General features: G+C 45.5%; 20 protein-coding genes and 1 pseudogene. 8 read left to right on the plus strand and 13 right to left on the minus strand.

Annotation, left to right across the window (positions count from 1 at the left end; translation table 11 throughout):
• Positions 1-63: 63 nt before the first annotated feature.
• Positions 64-669: a cob(I)yrinic acid a,c-diamide adenosyltransferase gene (gene cobO / locus B5D77_RS10460; RefSeq protein WP_002760003.1), complete on the plus strand. Its 606-nt coding sequence runs from the start codon at positions 64-66 to the stop codon at positions 667-669.
• Here the strand turns inward: cobO and B5D77_RS10465 are convergent.
• The 3 genes and pseudogenes from B5D77_RS10465 to tnpA form a co-directional block, all read right to left on the minus strand.
• A complete protein-coding gene (locus tag B5D77_RS10465; RefSeq protein ID WP_106908795.1) occupies positions 666-1,847 on the minus strand; it encodes an aldo/keto reductase in 1,182 nt (393 codons plus the stop codon). The genes cobO and B5D77_RS10465 overlap by 4 nt on opposite strands.
• Positions 1,848-2,013: 166 nt before the next feature.
• Positions 2,014-2,778, minus strand: coding sequence for a type I methionyl aminopeptidase (gene map / locus B5D77_RS10475; RefSeq protein ID WP_008204359.1), 765 nt, complete (start codon positions 2,776-2,778; stop codon positions 2,014-2,016).
• A gap of 284 nt (positions 2,779-3,062) precedes the next feature.
• Positions 3,063-3,470: pseudogene (tnpA, locus tag B5D77_RS10480) on the minus strand (IS200/IS605 family transposase); the annotation flags it as partial.
• Positions 3,471-3,652: 182 nt separating this feature from the next.
• Here tnpA and B5D77_RS10485 point away from each other — a divergent pair.
• The 3 genes from B5D77_RS10485 (at position 3,653) to B5D77_RS10495 (ending at position 7,330) form a co-directional block, all read left to right on the plus strand.
• Complete coding sequence (locus B5D77_RS10485; protein ID WP_106908796.1) at positions 3,653-4,861, plus strand: RNA-guided endonuclease TnpB family protein; 1,209 nt, start codon at positions 3,653-3,655, stop codon at positions 4,859-4,861.
• Positions 4,862-5,001: 140 nt separating this feature from the next.
• Positions 5,002-6,360, plus strand: coding sequence for a thioredoxin-disulfide reductase (gene trxB, locus B5D77_RS10490; RefSeq protein ID WP_008204353.1), 1,359 nt, complete (start codon positions 5,002-5,004; stop codon positions 6,358-6,360).
• 139 nt (positions 6,361-6,499) lie between these two features.
• Entirely contained in the window at positions 6,500-7,330 is an 831-nt protein-coding gene (locus B5D77_RS10495) for a metal ABC transporter permease (protein WP_008204352.1), read from the plus strand.
• Positions 7,331-7,447: 117 nt separating this feature from the next.
• Here B5D77_RS10495 and B5D77_RS10500 read toward each other — a convergent pair whose 3' ends face one another.
• Positions 7,448-7,669 carry a hypothetical protein gene (locus B5D77_RS10500; RefSeq protein WP_002736250.1) on the minus strand — a complete coding sequence of 74 codons (222 nt, stop codon included), beginning with the start codon at positions 7,667-7,669 and terminating at the stop codon, positions 7,448-7,450.
• Between the two features lie 139 nt (positions 7,670-7,808).
• Here B5D77_RS10500 and B5D77_RS10505 point away from each other — a divergent pair, with 139 nt between their 5' ends.
• On the plus strand, positions 7,809-8,615 hold the full coding sequence (locus tag B5D77_RS10505; RefSeq protein WP_106908797.1) for a TlyA family RNA methyltransferase: 807 nt from the start codon (positions 7,809-7,811) through the stop codon (positions 8,613-8,615).
• Positions 8,616-8,765: 150 nt separating this feature from the next.
• Positions 8,766-9,146, plus strand: coding sequence for a cyclic nucleotide-binding domain-containing protein (locus B5D77_RS10510; protein ID WP_106908798.1), 381 nt, complete (start codon positions 8,766-8,768; stop codon positions 9,144-9,146).
• A 29-nt stretch (positions 9,147-9,175) separates the two neighbouring features.
• On the opposite strand, the gene fmt is transcribed toward B5D77_RS10510, so the two are convergent.
• The 6 genes from fmt to dnaK all read right to left on the minus strand — a co-directional run bounded on the left by fmt (position 9,176) and on the right by dnaK (position 16,075).
• Positions 9,176-10,153 carry a methionyl-tRNA formyltransferase gene (gene fmt, locus B5D77_RS10515; RefSeq protein ID WP_106908799.1) on the minus strand — a complete coding sequence of 326 codons (978 nt, stop codon included), beginning with the start codon at positions 10,151-10,153 and terminating at the stop codon, positions 9,176-9,178.
• A gap of 95 nt (positions 10,154-10,248) precedes the next feature.
• Positions 10,249-11,043, minus strand: coding sequence for a peptidoglycan editing factor PgeF (gene pgeF, locus B5D77_RS10520; protein ID WP_008204348.1), 795 nt, complete (start codon positions 11,041-11,043; stop codon positions 10,249-10,251).
• A gap of 237 nt (positions 11,044-11,280) precedes the next feature.
• Entirely contained in the window at positions 11,281-12,357 is a 1,077-nt protein-coding gene (rsgA, locus tag B5D77_RS10530; protein WP_008204347.1) for a small ribosomal subunit biogenesis GTPase RsgA, read from the minus strand.
• Positions 12,358-12,579 carry a sulfurtransferase TusA family protein gene (locus B5D77_RS10535; protein ID WP_002738399.1) on the minus strand — a complete coding sequence of 74 codons (222 nt, stop codon included), beginning with the start codon at positions 12,577-12,579 and terminating at the stop codon, positions 12,358-12,360.
• 2 nt (positions 12,580-12,581) lie between these two features.
• Positions 12,582-13,706 (minus strand): molecular chaperone DnaJ, encoded by a 1,125-nt coding sequence (gene dnaJ / locus B5D77_RS10540; protein ID WP_008204346.1) that lies wholly within the window; start codon positions 13,704-13,706, stop codon positions 12,582-12,584.
• 320 nt (positions 13,707-14,026) lie between these two features.
• Positions 14,027-16,075 carry a molecular chaperone DnaK gene (dnaK, locus tag B5D77_RS10545; protein ID WP_106908800.1) on the minus strand — a complete coding sequence of 683 codons (2,049 nt, stop codon included), beginning with the start codon at positions 16,073-16,075 and terminating at the stop codon, positions 14,027-14,029.
• Positions 16,076-16,527: 452 nt separating this feature from the next.
• On the opposite strand from dnaK, the gene B5D77_RS10550 reads away from it, so the two are divergent.
• Both B5D77_RS10550 and B5D77_RS10555 read left to right on the plus strand, forming a co-directional pair.
• The gene (locus tag B5D77_RS10550; RefSeq protein WP_008204344.1) at positions 16,528-17,532 is read left to right on the plus strand and encodes an NAD(P)-dependent alcohol dehydrogenase; all 1,005 of its coding nucleotides are present in this window, start codon (positions 16,528-16,530) and stop codon (positions 17,530-17,532) included.
• A gap of 28 nt (positions 17,533-17,560) precedes the next feature.
• A complete protein-coding gene (locus B5D77_RS10555; RefSeq protein WP_008204343.1) occupies positions 17,561-18,337 on the plus strand; it encodes a Uma2 family endonuclease in 777 nt (258 codons plus the stop codon).
• Positions 18,338-18,462: 125 nt separating this feature from the next.
• Here the strand turns inward: B5D77_RS10555 and B5D77_RS10560 are convergent, their stop codons facing one another.
• The 3 genes from B5D77_RS10560 to B5D77_RS10570 all read right to left on the minus strand — a co-directional run bounded on the left by B5D77_RS10560 (position 18,463) and on the right by B5D77_RS10570 (position 21,282).
• Positions 18,463-18,663 (minus strand): hypothetical protein, encoded by a 201-nt coding sequence (locus tag B5D77_RS10560; RefSeq protein WP_002771911.1) that lies wholly within the window; start codon positions 18,661-18,663, stop codon positions 18,463-18,465.
• A gap of 202 nt (positions 18,664-18,865) precedes the next feature.
• Positions 18,866-19,453 (minus strand): hypothetical protein, encoded by a 588-nt coding sequence (locus B5D77_RS10565; protein WP_008204342.1) that lies wholly within the window; start codon positions 19,451-19,453, stop codon positions 18,866-18,868.
• Positions 19,454-20,487: 1,034 nt separating this feature from the next.
• Positions 20,488-21,282: an MlaE family lipid ABC transporter permease subunit gene (locus B5D77_RS10570; RefSeq protein WP_008204341.1), complete on the minus strand. Its 795-nt coding sequence runs from the start codon at positions 21,280-21,282 to the stop codon at positions 20,488-20,490.
• Positions 21,283-21,338 lie beyond the last annotated feature (56 nt).

A 21,338-nucleotide genomic window follows, 5' to 3' on the forward strand; every position in this document is an offset into this window, starting at 1 on the left:
CTGCAAAGGGCGATCAATAACCCCTTGAGTTACAATTATCTTGATTTGACTGGACAGACTTGAATGCAACTCACTCCCGAACAATACAAAGAAAAAATGCAGCGCCGCAAGGTCATCCAAGAGGAACGTTTAGCCGAAAAAATCGCTGAAAAAGGTTTAATTATCGTTAATACTGGCGATGGCAAGGGAAAAACCACGGCAGCCCTCGGTATGGTTTTACGTTCCCTCGGTCATGGTTACAAAGTGGCGGTGGTACAATTCATCAAAGGTGCTTGGGAACCTGCCGAACAAAAGATTTTTAGTGTTTGGGGGGAACAAATCGAGTTTTATGCTATGGGGGAAGGTTTCACCTGGGAAACCCAAGATAGAGAAAGAGATATAGAGAAAGCCGAAGAAGCATGGCAAAAAGCCCTAACTTTTCTCGAAAATCCCCAATATCAATTAATTTTACTCGATGAGATCAATATCGCCCTTAAATTCGGTTATCTAGATATTCAGGAAGTTATCGCTGGTTTAGCCCGAAAACCCGCTAATTCTCACGTTATTCTCACTGGTAGAGGAGCTTTACCCGAATTAATCGAGATAGCGGATTTAGTCACGGAAATGAAGTTAATTAAACATCCCTTTCGTCAACAGGGAGTGAAAGCGCAACCCGGCATCGAATTTTAACTACTGCTTAAGCGTTGTACCGTCTCTCCCGACAATAATCGATGAGTTTCGGCGAGAAGATAAGGAATTTGATCAGCGTGGGGACTAGCGGCTAAACAGGCAGTTAAATCGAGTTTTTCCACCTCTTTTGCCTGTTGACCGGGGAACCAATGACCCCCATTCCCCAAGAGATTGTATCTGGCCTTGGCAAAGTCGAGCATATCGTAGGAGATAGCGAGATTGTGTAACCAGAGGATAGAAGGAATATTAATCTGATTGGGGGTATTTTCCCAGCTAGGTAAACCCACAGACCAAGTTTTTACCCAATTATCGCCTAAACAGTTGATCATCTCCCCTTGCAATCTCTCGATAATTGGCGGTAAAATCTCTTCGGCTCGATCGAGTAAGGGTAAAGTTTTCAGGTGTTCATCAAAATCTCTGGCTCGCGCAGCACCAATACTAAGGGTATGGACGGCCGGATGACTGAGACAGAATAGGTCATTAAAAACCATCGGACTGAGAGGAGAACAGAGAGCCACGAGCTTAGGGGGAGGATTATAGAGATGGCCGCCCTTATCGGAGGGACTAATGATAAAAACCCCCATATCGTGCTGTTTTGCCGCTTCTATGGCCGGCCAGTTATTCTGAAAAATATAGTACCAGTGCAGATTGAGGTAATCGTAACAATTTGTTGCAATAGCCTTGACAATTACATCAGTTGGTGCATGGGTGGAGAAACCGATAAAACGAACTTTTCCCTGTTGCTGTAATTTTTTCGCCTCTTGCCAACAACCGCCCTCGGCCATAGTGTCATCGAGAATTTCGGCCGTGTTGATGCCATGGATACCCAACAAATCCACATAATCTAACCGTAAAAATTGCAGGGATTGCTCAAATTTACGGCGAAATTCCCGCACATCTTGACTAGGAGAAACTTTCGTCTGCACGATAATCTTATCCCTCGGTAGTTGCGGCAAAATTTTGCCCAATTGCATCTCGGAAGTGCCGTAACCCCTAGCGGTTTCGATGTGATTAATCCCCACTTCCAGAGATTTATTAATGATTGCCTCTAAATTGCCTTGATTCTCGTCAGGAATTTGCGACATTGGCAGCTCCTGCCACTGAAATTGATAGCGCATTCCCCCACAGGAAAACACCGGCATTTGTAGATTAGTGCGACCGAAACGACGATACTGCATATATTCAGTTATCAGTTATCAGTTATCAGTTATCAGTTATCAGTGGGGAGACCACTTCGTGCGCGTTGCGGGGGGTTTTAGGGTTTTGGGGTTTTGGGGTATTAGTTGAAACTTCCCTATTTCCCCATTCTCCCATTCCCCATTCCCTGTTCCCTGTTCCCTAAATTTAATTGGGTACAGTGAGAATTTCCACACCGGTTTCGGTGACAGCGATGGTGTGTTCAAATTGGGCCGAAAGTTTACCATCTTTAGTAATAGCAGTCCAACCGTCTTTTAAGACAATATGTTGCCAGGTTCCCTCATTAATCATTGGTTCAATGGTGAATACCATGCCGGGGCGAATTTTTTTGCCCTTGCCACGAGTGCCGTAGTGGGGAACCTGCGGACCGGTGTGAAAAACATTACTGATACCATGACCGACAAAATCTCTAACCACCGAAAATCCTTGTCCTTCGGCATATTCTTGGATAGCTGCGCCAATATCGCCGATTCTCCCCCCCGGCTGCACTGCATCTATGCCTCTTTGCAGACATTCTCTGGTAACTTCCACTAACTTTTTGGCCAGGGGGGAGGGAGTACCGACAAAGAAAGTCTGGGAGGTATCGCCGTGATAACCTTCTAAAATCGGGGTGACATCGATGTTAATGATATCGCCGTCTTTGAGGATTTGATCGGCGCTGGGGATGCCGTGACAGATAACCTCGTTAATGCTAGTACAGATGGACTTAGGAAAGCCATGGTATCCTAGGGGCGCACTTTTGGCTCCATGGGCGCGAGTCCAACGTTCTGCCTCATCATTGATTTCTAGGGTACTTACCCCCGGTTTAACCATTTCTGCCAGATGATCTAACAGTTTAGCCGCTAATCGTCCGGCTCGTCGCATTTTGTCAATTTCCCGCGGGGAGAGTAAGGTGATGGTATCGTTGCCCATGAATTATCCGACTGTTGAGAAAGATTCTTGTTACATTTCTTATCCTAGCAAAATCGGGCAGCCTTAGGGTTTAGGGGGTTCGGTTATGGGAGCGGGGTGTGGGGTGTGGGGTGTGGGGAAGGAAACCTCTTTCATCTCTGGTGGTGAAAATTTTTTCATCGGGACTGACTTCTGACTTGCGTGCTTACCTTGACCTTGAAAGGGTTTGGTAGCGACAATTGGCAATTGGGTATCCTGGTTCGACTGCCTCTCACGCTAGAAAGCTCTATGGAGGGAACAACCTTTTTCGGGGAGTTTTGGTTCTCGACATATTTTTTTAGTCGTTCGATGGTAACACCTCCACAACTAGCCACGAAATAAGCTCCCGTCCAAAAATAAGGTTTATTGTCGAAATACTTTGCCGCTAAGTAAGGAAATTCTTTTCTAATTAACCGACTACTAACTGTTTTAAGGTTAGCGATTAGTTTGGATAAAGCGATGTCAGGTTTGTAATCGATAATCCAGTGAACGTGAAATGTGCTGTCCCATTTCGTGAGCGTTGACACAAAGATTTCTTTAAGTCGGGCTAAGATTTCATCGTTAATAGCTTTTCGCCGGTATTTAATAATGAATACGACATGAGCGGTAAGTCTATAAACAGAACAAAATTGGCTCTCCCAGCTTTGGTGGGTAAAATGTATTTTAAGATACATTTCTCAAGAGCGAGGGGGTGGAACGAACCACAAAGACACAAAGGACACAAAGATCGATCGATCCTATGTCAATTAAACTTATCACACAGAACCTAGAAGAGCCCAAAATTTATGATGGTAATCAGTTTATATATTAGGCAGTAAGTGTTATAATTTAACTATACATCACGAAACTAACGACAGTGATAACGCTTACCTACCAGTACAAACTAAAGGTAAACAGACAACAGGAGATAATCCACATTCTTGATGTTTGCAAAAGCGTTTATAATTACGCTCTTTCAGAACGGAAAGATTGGTTAAACTCTCGAAAGTGTCTTGCGGATCACTGTTCGTTAGTTTCCGAGTACATAATTCCTGCGGATGAACCCTATCCTAATTACTTTGTTCAAGCCAAAAATCTAACGGAAGCTAAAAAAGTTTACCCGATATTAAAGACGGTTAACGCTCAAGTCTTACAGCAAGTCTTAAAAACTTTAGATAAAGCTTTTGACCAGATAAAATCGAAAGGCTTCGGCTTTCCTAGATTTAAGAAAAAGATGCGGAGTTTTGTTTTTCCTGCGCTGTCAAAAAGCTTTCTAGGTGACGAATACTTAAATTTTCCACAATTGGGAAAAATTCGGATTAGGAAATCTAGAAAGTACCCGTCTGGGTTCGAGCCTAAACAAGCTCGAATTATCCAAAAAGCGTCGGGATTTTACGTTTCGGTTTCCTTCCAATCTACGGAATTAGTTCCCGATATGACAGTGGGGAAAACCTGTTTAGGAATTGACGCGTGGATTGAGAGTTTTGTTGCTACTTCACGGGGAGATTTAATCAAAGCCCCTCGATTTTTGTTAAAAGTACAGAGTAAGCTTAAATTGCTACAAAGACGCTTGAAACGGAAAACTAAAGGCTCTAGCAATTGGTTAAAACTCAAAGAGAAGATAGCGAGATTACATGAAAAAGTGTCTAATACTCGTAGAGATTGGCACTTTAAGTTAGCTCATTACCTTTGTGATCTCGCTGATAATATCTTTGTTGAAGATATTAACTTCGTTTCCTGGTCTAGAGGGATCGTTAGAAAACAATCTCTGGATTCAGGTATCGGTAGTTTTATTAACGAGATACTACCGTTTGTCGCTTGGAAACGGGGGAAATATTATCTTAAGGTCGATAAAAACGGAACTTCCCAGGAGTGTCCGAATTGTGGCGCAATTACTGGCAAAAAAGCGTTATCGGAAAGAGTTCACCGGTGTGATTCTTGCGGCCACATTGAACCGAGAGATACGGCATCAGCAAAGGTAATCGAGAACCGAGGAAAAAACGCGGTCGGACTGACCGTGTTAGAAAACGCTCGCGGAGGCGATTTGACGGGGATCGACCGGGTTAAACCAGGTCGATCTAGTTAAAAACCTATGAACCGAGAATCTCCCGCTACACCGCGCTCCGCGGTTAGCGGGGGAGAGTCAACTAACTTATCGTCGTCTAACCCACCCGACATTATCTGTTATACTAAAAAGCGTAGTCGTTATGAGTTGCATTTACGGTTATGACTGTCGAGAATTTAGTCATTATTGGTTCGGGACCCGCGGGATATACGGCGGCGATTTATGCGGCGCGTGCGAACTTAAAACCCTTGATGTTCGAGGGTTTCCAAGCGGGAGGCATTCCGGGGGGACAATTGATGACCACCACAGAAGTAGAAAATTTCCCCGGTTTTCCCGAAGGAATCACCGGTCCGAAGCTGATGGAAAGAATGAAGGAACAGGCCGAAAGATGGGGGACGGAATGCTATACCGAAGATGTTATCTCGGTGGATTTAAGTCAGCGTCCTTTTACCATTCGTTCCACGGACCGGGAAGTTAAGGCCAATAGTATTATTATCGCCACGGGAGCCACTGCCAAACGCTTAGGATTACCCAGCGAGGCCCAATTCTGGAGTAACGGGATTTCCGCTTGTGCTATCTGTGACGGTGCTACACCAATATTTAGAGAGGAAAACCTCGCTGTCATCGGTGGCGGTGACTCGGCGGCGGAAGAAGCCGTATATTTAACTAAATACGGCTCTCACGTCCATTTATTGGTACGCGGGGAAGCGATGCGCGCCTCGAAAGCAATGCAGGACCGGGTGTTAAATAATCCGAAAGTTACCGTTCATTTTCACACCCAAGCGCTGGATGTGTTCGGTACAGGCAGTAAAATGGCAGGACTACGCATTAAAAACTCACAAACGGGAGAAATTAGCGAATTAGCCGTTAGAGGGTTATTTTATGCCATCGGTCACACTCCCAATACTTCCCTATTCCAAGGACAACTAGAATTAGACGAGGTGGGTTATGTGAAAGTCAAACCGGGGACTGTTGCTACCAGCGTCGAGGGGGTTTTTGCCGCAGGAGATGTGCAGGACCACGAATACCGTCAGGCCATTACTGCCGCAGGTACGGGGTGTATGGCGGCGTTATTGGCAGAAAGATGGTTATCGGAGCATAATTTAATCCAAGAATACCGTCAATCAGCCACTTCTGAACATTACGAGACGAAAACCGTTAGCGAAACCCCGGCCGATACGGAGGAGACTTTTGATATTGACAAAACCCGTCACGTTGGGGGTTATGCTTTGCGGAAATTATTCCACGACGGCGATCGCTTGTTAATGGTAAAATATGTTTCTCCCACCTGTGGCCCCTGTAAAACCCTGAAACCGATTTTAGATAAAGTGGTCGATGAGTACGATGGCAAAATTTATTTTGTCGAAATTGACATCGAAGCTGACCCAGAAATTGCCAAAATGGGTCAAGTAACTGGGACTCCCACGGTACAATTCTTTAAGGACCGGGAATTAGTCAAGGAAATGCGCGGAGTCAAACAAAAAAGCGATTTTCGTCAAGTAATTGAGAGTTATCAATAATCAGTTATCAGTTATCAGTTATCAGTTATCAGATGTGAGTTTTGAGTTTACTGTTTACTGAAAAAGCTCCCCACACCCCCACTTCCCCACTCCCTAATTCATAATTCATAATTCCCTAATTCATAATTCATAATTCCCCATGCTAGAGGCCTTACAATTTGATTTTATGCGCCATGCCATCGCCGCAGGAATATTAGTTAGTATTGCCTGTGGGATTGTTGGTACTTTGGTAGTAGTTAATCGCGTGGTTTTTATCAGTGGGGGAATCGCTCACGCTGCCTATGGAGGGATAGGAATCGGTTATTTTTTCGGGATTAATCCCCTGGTGGGGGCGATATTTTTTACCTTTTTTTCGGCTTTAGGCATGGGGTTTTTACAGCGTCGCATCCGAGAGAGAGCCGATACTTTAATCGGGGTTATGTGGGCGATTGGTATGGCGATTGGGGTAATTTTTATTGATTTAACCCCCGGTTATAAAGCTGATTTAATGAGTTATCTTTTTGGTAGTATTTTAACTGTACCGAGGGATGATTTATGGATAATGGCGGCCATAGATATATTAATTATCACCTTAGTTAGTATCTTTTATAAGGAGTTGTTAGCCATATCTTTTGATGAAACCTTTGCGATTATTCGTAATATTCCCGTGGAGGTAATTTATTTGGGTTTAATGGGAATAACCGCTTTAACTATTGTGGCAGTAATGCAGGTGGTAGGATTAATTATGGTAATTGCTTTATTAACTATTCCCGCCGCTATCAGTGGACAATTTGTTAAAAATATGAAGGGAATGATGATCCTAGCGATTATTCTAGGAATTGTTTTTACTTTAGTGGGTTTGTGGTTATCCTATAGTTTAAATCTCACCTCAGGGGCGACAATTATTTTAGTGGCAGGATTGGGTTATTTAATCAGTCTTACTTGGAAACCTTTGATGCTCACTATCACCAGAAAAATATCTCATCTTTAAGGCTCTCCCCTAGTTGTGGTGATCAGAAAAAGTTATCTAGGGGAGGATGAAGGCAATTCACCCCCATATTGCCCCACATTAGTTGTTCTCTAGAGGCCGATGGGATAGTCCCGCCAATTATAACCCTAAACGCTGCTTTTGGCGGGCTTTATAGGAAGCTAACAGCCAGATAGAGCCAGAAATCAAAGAAGGAGCAAGGACGAAAAAAGTGGCCATGGTTACGGGATGTTCCCGGGCCCAGACCCAATAAATCATCACGGCAAAAATCAAGCCACAGTAAGCTAGTCCTAGAAAGGGGATGCCAATGACCAAAATGGCGAATCGAGTATCTTTATCCATAAAATATCGGGATGGCAGCGAAAATTTAGCTGATGGGTTCCGCTTGTTCCTATCTTTAGTTATAATCTTCCTTCTGGGATTGCTGGCGGAAAAATAAGGTATTTTTTAGAATTAGGCGCTGATTATTGGGAGGCCTTCCTTGCCGAAACAAAGATTAGATTTATTATTAGTAGCCAAAAATCTCTGTGATTCCCGTCAACAGGCACAGCGATTAATTCGCGCTGGAGAAGTGAAAGTCAATCATCAAATCATCGATAAACCGGCCACAGAAATCGATCCAGAAGCGGCGATCGAGGTTAAGCAGAAACTGCCCTATTTGTCAAGGGGGGGCGAAAAATTAGCTAAGGCCTTAGAATTGTTTGCTATTGATGTCAGCGATCGCATTTGTTTAGATGGCGGCATTTCTACGGGGGGATTTACGGATTGTCTCTTGCAAAAAGGAGCAAAACGGGTTTATGGGGTCGATGTGGGTTATGGACAAGTAGCCTGGAGTTTACGGCAGGATCAACGAGTTATTTTACTAGAAAGAACTAATTTTCGCTATTTAACCCCAGAAAAGTTATATGGACAAGAAAAACCCGCCAATTTAGCAGTTATGGATCTGTCTTTTATTTCTCTGACCAAAGTTTTGCCGACCCTGTGGACGCTATTAAATCCACCGCGAGAGGCGATTTTATTGGTCAAACCCCAATTTGAGGTGGGACGGGAAAAAGTCGGCAAAAAAGGGGTAGTTCGCGACCCCCAAGACCAAGCAGGGGCAATTTTTCAGGTTTTACAGGCCGCCGAAGCCCTAGGATGGTTCTATCGGGGTTTAACTTGGTCTCCCATTACCGGACCTGCGGGTAACGTCGAGTATCTTCTCTGGTTATCCACCGATACTGGCCCAGTTAGTCCCAGGTTATCAGCGATCGCAGAAATTACGCAAGCAGCGATCGAACAGTTTTAACCCCGGTATTTTCTCAAGGAATTATGAATTATGAATTATGAATTATGAATTGAGGTGTGGGGAGATGTATTCTTACATACAAAAACGATGATCGGGGAGTTCAATGTATCGGAAAATGGGAGAGATAACCCGAAAAATTCTTGTTAAATCATGTTAAGTCCCGTAGAAACGATTAAAATTCTCGAAAATCATCCCGATCGCACTTTTCCAGCTGGTGAAGTTATTTTTGCCGATGGCACGGAGGGCGAGTTAATGTACGGTATTCTTAGCGGAGAAGTGGAGATGTATGTCAAGGGACAATTGATAGAAACTCTAGAAAAAGGGGACGTATTCGGAGCAGGAGCGCTCCTGCATGGCGATAAACTGCGAGAATCCACAGCTATCGCCAAAACTGATTGTAAATTAGCCTATCTCAATCAACCGCAGTTTTTATTTGCCGTGCAGGAAACTCCCATGTTTGCGATCGAAGTGTTAAGAAGTTATTCCGATCGCTTTCGCAAGTTGAAAAAAATCTTCACCGGTGAAGCATAGAGGAACAAAAGAAAGCCATACCCCGAAAACTATTGACCGAAAGTCTCACCGATAGTTAAACGGGAACCATTGACCAAATCCCCACCAGAACGCGGAGGTTTCCCCGATAATTGCACTTCTTTTAATAATAATAAACCCTCACCCGTCTGCACCACCGGCCCGAAATTTTTCCAGAGAGCCACGATCGATCCCACTTCTCCGCTTAGATAAGAAAGGTCTTTTGTCTGTAATTCTGGAGGAAGTTGACCGAGATCCTCTAGGGGAATAGTGGCCATCACTTTTAGGGGTTGTCCCCGGAAAGTGGTTAGCGCATGAGGATAAAAACCCCGGACTCGATCGTGAATTCTCCGGCCTGAATCTTGCCAGGGGATTAGATAGTCAGATTTCTCAATTAAAGAGGCATAGGTGGCATCGTCGTTATTTTGAGGAATTGGGGTAATTTCTGCTCGATCGAGCTTAGAGAGGGTTTCTAGGAGCAAATCCGCCCCCATTTGGCCTAGGGTTGCTCCCACCTGTTCGGCATTGTCAAAAAGAGCGATCGGGCTGTAGGCTTTCAGTAACATCGGTCCGGTGTCCATGCCCGCATCCATTAACATGGTGGTAATGCCGGTTTCTTTTTCTCCCCTAGCGATGCACCACTGCACGGGGGCCGCTCCCCGATATTTCGGCAAAATTGAGCCATGAACGTTAATACAGCCTAATCTCGGCATCTCTAGGATTTCTGGGGAGAGAATTTGTCCGTAGGCAACGACTACAAAGGCATCCGCTCGCGATTGTCTGAGAAAATTTAAGGTTTTAGCGTTTTTTTTCACACTTTTGGGCTGCCAAACCGGTATTTGCTGTTCTATGGCTATTTGTTTCACCGGTGAGGGGATTAATTGATTGCCCCTTCCCCGGCGCTTGTCCGGTTGGGTAACGACGGCAATCACTTCTATATCGGGATTGGCTAATAATTTTTTTAGGGTGGGAACAGCAAAAGTCGGGGTTCCGAAAAAAACAATACGCATGGGAAAGGGGGGATTTTTCAGTTATCAGTGAGCAGTAATCAGTAATCAGTGAAAAGAAAAGGGCGAATTCTTGAGTGAGAATGTCCACCCAGTTATTAACGACTAACTATGCCAGACCATTGGATTTTTTTGGCTTTTTCCCGACGATAGGAGAAAAAATGCTCCTCTTGTTGATAGGTACAAAAAGGAGCGATCGCGATTTGTTCATCCCTAATTCCTAACTGTTGTAGTTGATGATAAATCACCCGTCGCACGTCTAAGCGCACTTTTCCTTTTTCCTCGTCAGCAAATAAGGGGGAAGGGGACAGGTTAAATAAATTCGCCAGAATTTGCTCGGGATTGGTTTCTTGGGGAAATAAACTTAAACCCACTTCTGCGGCAACTTCTCCATCTACTTGATACACTTCCCCGGCAATTGCTGGCCCCAGGGCCAGGACTAAGTTATCTAAACAACTACCGGAGTTTAATAACTGCTTAACTGCTTTGGCAACTATCCCCTTGGCTGTCCCTCTCCATCCAGAATGAATCGCCACCCCAACACCGCTAGAGCGATCGCCTATTAGTACGGGTGTACAGTCAGCACTGGCCACCCAAATCCCTTGACCGGAAGCATCGGTAATAATTCCATCCGCTTCGGCTATTTCTGGGTTAGTAATCCCTTGGGGATTTAATAGGCGATCGCCATGTACCTGTTTGACGCGATAAACCGGTACATTTGCCCCTAAAGCGGTCGTAAAAGCTTCCGGGGTTTGGGGGTAATAATGACGGGTAAAAAAGCCGTGGGACCAATCCTCTAGGAGATTACAGGTAAGATAGGGCAATCCTTGCCATGTTTGCCATTGCCACAGAGCAGTCTCGGTTAATCGGACATTGATCGCTACATTGGTCACAGTCTAAGCCTCTCTTGCTCCATTAATGCCTCGTTCTCTCCTATCCTAGTTCTGAGCTTGGCAAACGGCAACCGGAAGATTATTACCCAAACCCTTGACAAATGGCGAGACTTGCTTTATGCTTTTTGTATGGTGGGAATCCCTGCGCCCATATATATAGAGTTTTTGAGCGAAAATAAGAGAGAAAAAAATAGGCTCAAAATAAGTACCTAATTGAGATGCTCTCACCCTGAGATTCTATTCAGAATCATCATTATAAATATCTTGGAGAGTTTTATTTTCGTAGCGTTCCTGATCTTGATTTTTGACGCGACGGGAAGGACGACGATATTTTTTATTAGCTAATTTGGGTTCATAGGTTTCTTGACCTGCTTCCTTAATTTTTAACTTTAAACTTGACTCTTTCGTGCTAGTTTTCTGTAATGACTGTTCTCGTGCGATCGCTTCTTCTAAAAATTCTAAATAATGTTGGTAACGTTCCCAATCTCCCCTGACCACACAGTTAGGTTCCCGACGGTGAGTACAATCATTAAATTGACAATTTCCCAAAGCTAAACGCTCTCTCACCTCCGGAAAATAAAAAGTTAATTGTTCTGGTGAACAGTTAATATCCGGTTGGTTAAAACCCGGACTATCGGCCAATAAACCGCGATTTGGTAAAGCAAATAACTCCACATGACGGGTAGTGTGACGACCTTTTTGCAGTTTTCCCGACACATCCCCCACCCGTTGATTAATTTCAGGAATTAGGCAATTAATTAAACTCGATTTTCCCACTCCCGAAGGACCGGCCAAGAGAGTGATTTTATGGTTTAATTGTGCCAATAAAGCCTCAAATCCCCGATTTTTCTCCACACTGACAAAAAAGGGCTGGTATCCCCAACCAGCTAGGCGATCGCCCCAGAGTTCTATTTGTTCTGGTTCCCCCAGATCGATTTTATTGACACAGACGGCAATTTCTAAGCCTGTGGACTCGGCTTTCACCAAAAAACGACTAATCAGCCAAGGATCGAGGACGGGTTCAGCAAGGGCAAAAACTAGCAAAATCTGCTCGATATTAGCAACGGCCGGCCGATCGATCTCGGTACTGCGGGGGAGGACTTCTGCGATCGCACCCTGTTGATCGGCAAAATTGACCTCCTCCACGCGTACCCGATCACCAACCATTACCGATTGACCGATTTTTTGCAAGCGAGCGCGACGGGTACAGAGAAGATTTTCGCCGATAACGGGAGAATCCAAGCGTACCTGATAGAAATTTGCCTGTACAGCCACCACTGTACCGTATAAATCGGTTAATTGTGCATCTACCATTTAGGAATCGGGACGATAGACTTTGAGAACAAAAAAGCTATCTCGGTCTTCGATCGATTCTATCTGATAACCTTCCACGGTCAGGCTAGTGGGAACCTGTTCGATCGGTTCCCCGGCATCTAACCAGACTTCCAACCGTTCCCCGGCGGTCATTTTCTCTAATTGCAATTTTGTGCGGACAAAATTAATTGGGCAGGGAGTGCCGCGCAGGTCTAAAGTCATAGTTATTTATGGAAGATATTACCTAAAAAACCCTCGATGCCGCCTTTCCCCACGGTTTCCCCGCGAACTTTCGCCAATTTTTCCAGCAATTCCCGTTCTTCTCCCGTGACACGGGTAGGAATCGAGATTTTAACGGTAATGCGATGATCACCGCGACTGACGGGATTGCCTAATTTGGGAACCCCTTTATTTTCTAAAATCAGTACGGTGTTCGGTTGAGTACCGGCAGGGATAGTCAGGTCTTCTTGGCCATCTACAGTATTAATTTTAATAGTACAGCCTAGAATGGCTTGGATATAACTAATCGTGACATCCGATTTAATGTCATTACCTTCCCGTTGAAATTCCCCATCGTTTTCCACGGTTAGATAAACAAATAAATCCCCCGGCGGACCGCCTTTCAGTCCTGCGTCTCCTTCCCGGGCAACGCGCAATTTCATGCCGTTGTCAACCCCCGCGGGGATGGTAATTTTCAGTTTTTTGGTTTCCTGTCTGCGTCCGGAACCGCCGCAAACGTCGCATTTTTCCTCGATCACTTCGCCAGCACCGTCACAGGTGGGACAGACCGAAACCTGAGCAAAAGTACCGAAGGGAGTACGGGTGGCACGACGCACCTGACCAGTACCATTGCAAGTAGTGCAGGTGCGGGAACTCGTCCCCGGTCTGGCCCCACTGCCTTTACAGGTTTGACAGGTTTCCAGATGACGGATGCGGATTTCCTTTTCACCGCCAAAGACCGCCTCGCGGAATTTCAGTCTAAAATCGAGACGCAGATCCTCGCCCCGGGTAGGGCCTGTGCGTCGGCGGGTGGTTGCTTGGCCGCCCATGCCGCCGAAACCACTAAAGATTGTCTCAAATATATCGGCGAAACCGCCCATATTGTCGGCATCAAAACCGGCAGCGCCCCCAGAAACCCCAGCTTCACCAAAGCGGTCATAACGATTGCGGGTTTCTGGTTCCGAGAGAATTTCGTAGGCGCGGTTAATTTCCTTGAAGTATTCCTCGGCTCCCGGTTCTTTGTTAACATCGGGATGGTATTTTCGGGCGAGACGACGATAGGCGCGTTTGATGTCTTCTTTGCCGGCATCTCGCGAGACACCTAGAATTTCGTAGTAATCAGTGGGCATAGGGGGCTATGGTTCTGCGGGCAATTTATAAATAGAGTTTAAGTCTAGTTGTTACTCTAACAAACTATACATAATAGTTTAGTTGGGTTATCCCTACTATTTCTTTTTGTTGGGGGTTAGGGGTGGGGGAGTGGGGAAGTGGGGGAGTGGGGAGGGGGAATTATGAATTATGAATTATGAAGTGGGGAAGTGGGGAAGCTGTCTCATCACCCTATCACCCCAAAACCCTATCACCCCAAAACCCTATCACCCTATCTCCTGACGACCGTCTCGGAGTCTCCTGTCGAACGACTCCTGACGACCGATAGCTTTTCCCTTTTTTAATCTACGGCCTCGTAGTCACTGGCGCTCATTTCTTCCTCATCATAGGGAGCCTGATCACTGCCCGATTTGCCAGCTTTAGTTTCCAGATTACTATAGGTTCTGGTTCTAGTGTGGGAGATGGTTGGCCGGTCGGCGAAGGTATTCGAGGAAGTGGTCTGGATGCGGGTGGGCCGGGTCTGTCTTTCGGTGACATCGATCGATTCAAAACCAGTAGCTTTGAGGGCTTGGGTTTCGTCTTGTTTACCCCTGTAGATGCGGGTACCGATTTCGAGGACAATCTGACGAAATTCTTCCAGGGTGGTTTTTAGCTTTTCTGGGGATAGGGAGGGGTCGCGCAGGGCGATTTCTAACTGTTGCCGCTTCTGGTCCGCCAGTTGCCGGATATCGGGGGTGACTAACTCACTGTTTTCCCTGAGGGTGACTTCGTAGCTATAGAAAAGACTATCGGATTGGTGGCGAATATCGATCATTTGCAGACGACTGCGATCAAATTCGGCGTATTTTTCGGCTTCTAGGCGCATTGTTTCAATTTCGTTCGGTTTCAGCCCTCCAGTATGGCTAATGACAATGCTTTGTTCCTTGCCGGTGCCTTCGTCGCTGGCGGCCACTTTCAAGATGCCGTTAACATCGATCTCGAAGGCCACTTCGATTTGTGGCATACCCCTAGGAGCGGGAGGAATTCCCGTCAGGAGAAATTTACCGAGGGTTTTATTATCCCGGGCCATGGCCCGTTCCCCTTGTAGAACATGAATTTCCACCGAAGTTTGACCATCGGCAGCGGTGGAGAAAACCTGAGATCTGCTGGTGGGGATAGTGGTATTGCGATCGATAATTTTGGTAAAGACTTCGCCGAGGGTTTCAATGCCGAGGGAAAGGGGGGTGACATCGAGGAGGAGGACATCTTCCACTTCTCCACCTAAAACTCCAGCTTGAATCGCCGCCCCCAAAGCCACGGCCTCATCGGGATTAACAGAGCGATCGAGTTGGCCTGCAGAAAAGAAACGGGAGATTAATCGCTGTACGGCGGGGATTCTGGTGGAACCGCCGACGAGGATGACACGATCGATATCGTTAGGCTGCAGTTCGCTATCTTTGAGGGACTGTTGTACGGGTTCGAGGGTTTTTTCCACTAATTCTCTGGTTAATTCCTCGAATTTAGCGCGAGTTAGTTCTAATTCTAGGTGTTTAGGGCCGGTTTCGTCGGCGGCGATGAAGGGGAGATTGATCGAGGTGCTAATCAGGCTAGAAAGCTCGATTTTGGCTTTTTCGGCGGCTTCTCGCAGTCTTTGGATCGCCATGCGATCGCTGGCTAGATCGATGTTTTCTTGGCTTTGAAAGTTCTCCACCAGCCAGCGCACTAAGAGGTTATCAAAATCGTCCCCCCCAAGATGGTTGTTGCCGGCGGTGGCTTTCACTTCAAAGACTCCCTTTCCCAGTTGCAGGACGGAAACGTCGAAGGTTCCTCCCCCCAGGTCAAAAACGAGGATATGTTGATCTTCGTTTTGTTTATCTAAACCGTAGGCCAGGGCGGCGGCGGTGGGTTCGTTAATAATTCTTAATACTTCTAATCCTGCGATCATCCCCGCATCTTTAGTGGCTTGACGTTGGGCATCGGTAAAATAGGCAGGAACTGTAATCACGGCCTCGTTGATCGGTTCCCCCAGATAGGCCTCAGCATCGGCCTTTAATTTTTGCAGGATCATGGCCGAGATTTCTTGGGGGGTAAATTCCCGATCGCGAATTTTGATATTGACGGTATCATCGCGACCGCGTTGGCAATGATAGGCAACTCGTCCCCTTTCTACCTCGGTGTCTTGCCAACGCCTACCGATAAAGCGTTTGATGCTATAGACGGTATTTTCGGCATTAGTGACCGCTTGACGTTTGGCCAGTTGTCCCACTAGGCGCTGGGCCTTGCCGAATCCCACGATACTAGGAGTTGTCCTTCCCCCTTCCGAGTTGGGAACTATAATCGGCTGACCTCCCTCGAGTACCGCAACACAACTGTTGGTTGTCCCTAAGTCGATGCCGATGACTTTTCCCATGACGCTCTGATAATAATGGTAGTTAATAGGATACAATCGTTTACAAAAATTGTCCCCAAATTGGCCACGGGCTTTTCACCTCGTCTAAATCTTGCCGAGGATGAAACGGGACAATTTTTATCCGATCCTAACAAAACTTCTCGGTAAAATCCACAAGCGGCAGGCGAGTGGTCTATTAGGTCAGATGCAAGCTTAACCCAAAACCAGTAATTTTGCTGATGCTTTCGATCCCGATTTTTTGTAGTATCAAAAAATCACCCTTTTGACTATTTAGCGATCGCTAGTCCGCTCAAATCCGTTTTAACAGTATGATTAACTCCCAAGTTATGGATTGTTTCCCCCGCTCCGGTGTTTCCCACTTTCCTATACCTTTTAAACAGGATTGAGGACAAGCCATACTCAGAGCAATTTAGGATAAGATAAGCAATAAAGCGATCCTAGAGGACTTAATCATGATTAGAGCCTATGCTGCCCGAGAAAAAGGCGGAAAACTAGAGCCTTTTGACTACGATCCGGGTATATTAGGGGATGAAGATGTAGAAATTGCGGTGGAATATTGCGGCATCTGCCACAGTGACCTAAGTATGCTCGATAACGATTGGGGACTGACCACCTATCCCTTTGTCCCCGGCCATGAAGTGGTCGGCACGATCGCCGCTCTTGGTGCTAAAGTCAAAGAATTAAACCTAGGGCAAAGAGTCGGTCTTGGTTGGTTTTCCCGTTCCTGTTCCACCTGTGAAACTTGTATGTCGGGGGATCAAAACCTTTGTGCCACTGCCGAAGGAACTATCGTCGGTCGCCATGGCGGTTTTGCCGACAGAGTCCGCGCTCATCATAGTTGGTTAGTTCCCTTGCCGGACCAGTTGGATGCTGCCAAAGCTGGCCCGCTTTTTTGTGGTGGTATAACCGTCTTTAATCCGATTGTCCAATTTAATATTAAACCCACGGCCCGAGTTGGTGTGATTGGTATTGGTGGATTGGGCCATATAGCCTTAAAATTCCTCAAAGCTTGGGGCTGCGAAGTAACCGCTTTTTCTAGTAGTCCCGATAAAGAAGCGGAGGCCAAAGAATTAGGCGCGACTCATTTTATCAATTCCAGAGACCCCGAAGCCTTGCAATCGGTACAAAATTACTTTGATTTCATCATCTCTACCGTTAACGTTAATCTCGATTGGGGTCTTTATATCGCCTGTTTACGTCCCAAAGGTCGTCTGCATATTGTTGGCGCTGTTCTTGAACCCATGGCTACCTATGCTTTTCCCTTGATTATGGGTCAAAAATCGATTTCCGGCAGTCCTTTGGGTAGTCCCAGTACCGTCAGTAAAATGATTGAATTTGCCTCTCGCCATGGCATTGAACCGGTGACAGAAACCTATCCTATCTCCCAGGTGAATGAAGCTATGGAAAAATTGAGAACTGGACAACCTAAATATCGCCTCGTCTTGCAAATAAAATAAAACCATCTCTATCCCGGACGTAACCCCGATGACTCAACCCCTCACTCCTCCAGTTATCGATTGGGAAGAACCCCCCATTCCTCCAGAAGACTTGATTTTTGATGATGGAGAACCTTTGGAAACGCACCGTCACCGCAAGGCCATGAATGTCTTAATCGATTCTATCGAACAAGCCTATCAGGATCGAGAGGACTTTTTTGTTGGCGGTAATATGTTTATTTACTTTAGCCGTGAGCGGGTTTTTAATAAAGATTTTCGTGGCCCCGATTTTTTCGTTGTCCTCGATATCGATGGTAGTTATAAACGACAAGGATGGGTGGTTTGGAACGAAAAGGGACGTTATCCCGATGTGATCGTAGAATTAATGTCAGAAAGCACCGCAAAAATCGATTTAACTATCAAAAAAGACCTCTATGAGCGGACTTTTCGCTGTTCCCAATACTTCGTTTATAATCCCTTTGATGCCACTTCCCTGCAAGGTTGGGCGTTAGACCAAAATCAATGCTATCAAGAAATTATTCCCGACCAGCGCGGTTGGTTATGGTGTCAACGTTTGGGATTATGGTTAGGAGTCTGGATGGGCAGCATCCAACGAGAAGAAGCCCCTTGGCTGCGTTTTTATGATCTAGATGGCAATTTAATCCTCTTACCTGCGGAATTAGCCGAAATCGAACGTCAGAATGCTGAAATCGAACGTCAACGCGCTCAGGCAGCCTCTCAACAGGCCGAAAGCGAACGTCAACGGGCGGAACGTTTAGCGGCGCAATTACGGCAATTAGGCATAAATCCTGATGAAACCCCGTAATCGGCCCAGGAATGACCCCTATCTCTAAAAACCGAAAACCCACACATTCCGAGATCGGTTTGTGTGGGCTGATTGTTCACTTAATTCTAAGATTGAAAGCTGACACTTTGGCGAAATCTAAGAGCCTAACTCAGAGTAGCACCAGAGCGATCATAAGTTTGGGAAGAGAAGTCGGCCGAGAAGCGACGTTGAACGGTTTCCCCGTGGCCATTATCATTGTCAATACCGATTTCAGAAGCACTTCTGCCTAACATCGATTGTTGACGATTTTTAACGGCGTGGTGGTGACGCATCATTAAGGCACGAGCTTGTTGTTCTGTGGACATAATCATTTCCTCCGATCTGCAAATCGCATTTTGAACTTTTTTAATCACCCACTAATATATATAACATACAATTCTGTATCTATTTTTACAAAACGTCCTAATCCCAGAAAAATTAACAAAACTTTACAATAGGATGCAGGAGACAGGAGGTAGCTTTTATTTATTATCCCCACTTCCCCACTTCCCAAGACATCAATCGTCCTCAGACCTTAATCGAACTAGGTTCATCGACGGCGGCGATAATGCGATGACAACCAGAAAAGGGTTGGGACCATTGATACTGGTGTTCTAAAGGATTACCCCAACAGAGGCCGAGATATAATTCCGTGCGCGCCACATCTAATTCCGCCCATTCCGACTGGGCAACTAATTCGGCTAGAGAATCGGCAGAAATGGGACGACGGGAGTTAAGCGCCCACCAAAAATTCATATTAGAGGTGATACTGTTCCAAAACTCTAAAACCGAGGCTTTGGCAGCCATGAGAATTTCCTTGTCACCCGCCACGGCAACTAATTGATTATGAATTTCGGGATAACGGAGAGTGCGATCGCCCCATTGACAAACACGCCAGATAATACCCGAAACCTGATATTTTTGTTGATAATCGTGAACTTGGCGGCGAAAATCCTGATAGGCGAAGACTTTGCCCACCTTTTCTAGATTGATCGCCTTGGCAATCACCGGATTATCAATGCGCTCCGCCGGGGAGAGTAACAGACGTTCCCCTTTGCAAGTGGCGTGCATTTCTCGCTCGAGGATTTCAATTAACTGCTGTGTCGAGTAAGCCATACTACCGCTCTTACCTGAGAGAGGATTTCTTTTTATGATAAACTCGAATTTCCGTAGTGGAAAGGCTCGAGTGCTAGAAAATTGTCAATCATCGGAAATATCGGCAGCATACCCGTTAATACTTATCGGCGAAAAAACCCCTGAAAACACCGGAATTGACAGGGAGAGAAGAGAGTCTAAGTGCTAGGTTTGACATCGGTTACTTTTTTTCCCGTCTAGATGGCGAGAATTGTCAGGAAAAGTCAACCCATCACTCCCCCTCAAGGATTTTTATCGATTCCAGTCAATCGATCGGGAACAGTATAAGTGTATTTAATTAACTGGCCGACGTTTAATTTATTGTTCTAAGTATCTAAGCACAATTAATTACACATCTAAGCCACTAAGCTGTTCGTAATTTAAATTGCTTGTTGAGACGAGGCAAGAGGCACTCTTGCAAGAGGCAACAGTAAAGGGATTGAGGGAGATTCGGCTAATCTTAAGAATAAGCACTTTAAATGCGTCTTAGCTTACCCCGTCAGACTTCTGATGTGAGGAAACAGTGAACTGAAAACTCAAATCCGATCCCTAATAGCTGTATCCCGTCTCCCGTCTCCCGTCTCCTGTCTCCGTTCGGGGCTCGACTGAGCTCGCCGAACGTCCGAAGTCTCACGCCGAGGTCGGAACGGAGGCCGTTTTTGTAACGGGGATTTATGCCCCGCTCCAAAAACTTTTCGCCTTAAGGCGAGGTTTTAGACCTGATTTTTTCGATCAACAATAAACTTAAACTAATAAAACAAAGAGGCTATTTGGGTTAGAAGTAGGTTGTCTTGGCATCTTGTATGTTGATTGAGCATAAAGAGTAACGGAAGAGCCATTTTAAAAGAGTTTTACCATGATTCAGCAAGCCCTATATCTTTCGACAAAATTGAGATGGAGCCGCTCAGATTTGAGTTTTTAGTGAGCGGTATTAAGTAGAAAATTGCCGTTTTCTTGGCACTGTTTACTGTTGCCTGTTGCCTCTTGGCTTTAGAAGCTGATTACTGATCACTGTCTTAGCCTAGCTCCACATTACCGGTTCCTTGAAACATCAGCCAAGAGAGGAAAAAATTAGCCACAAAAATCGCTAATAAAGAAGTTACCACAGCCGTGGTAGTAGATTGACCAACTCCTTTAGCACCGCCGGTGGTGGTTAAACCCCAACTGCAGCCGATAATGGCAATTAAAACCCCAAAAATTAGGGACTTTAACATAGAACTAATTAAATCCCATGTTTCCAGAAAATTTTGGGCTGATTGTAAGAATAGGGAATAGGAAATACCGTAAAGACTATCAGAAATAAATAAACCCCCCAGTAGCCCTGTGACTAAAGAGATAATAGTGAGCAGGGGTAACATTAAACTACAGGCAATCACCCGGGGAATGACCAAATAATCGATCGGATCGGTTTTTAAAATATATAAAGCGTCAATTTGTTCTGTGACTCGCATTGTACCAATTTCGGCGGCAAAAGCCGAGCCAACTCTTCCCGCCACCACCACTGCGGTTAAAACCGGGGCTAATTCTCTCGTTAAAGCCAAGGAAAGGACTCCCCCAACAAAACTACCCGCCCCAAAAAAAATAAATTCTCTGGCTACCTGAATAGTGAAAACCATACCCACAAAAGCAGCAGTAATTAGGGCAATGGTCAAGGATTCTGGCCCAACAATACTCATTTGTTCCAGGGTATTACGTCGGTGGATTTTGCCATTAAGAATATGTAAAAAAGCTTGTCCCGCTAACAAACCGGCAGCCCCCAAACGCTGAAACCATAAACTTAAACCACCGGCAGCATCACTTTTTCTTGGCATTTGTCGAGGGAATATCGCTAAAATCTAACTTATTATAGGCGAGAATTCTCTCTGAT

The organism is Microcystis sp. MC19 (assembly GCF_003019735.1).
GTDB lineage: Bacteria > Cyanobacteriota > Cyanobacteriia > Cyanobacteriales > Microcystaceae > Microcystis.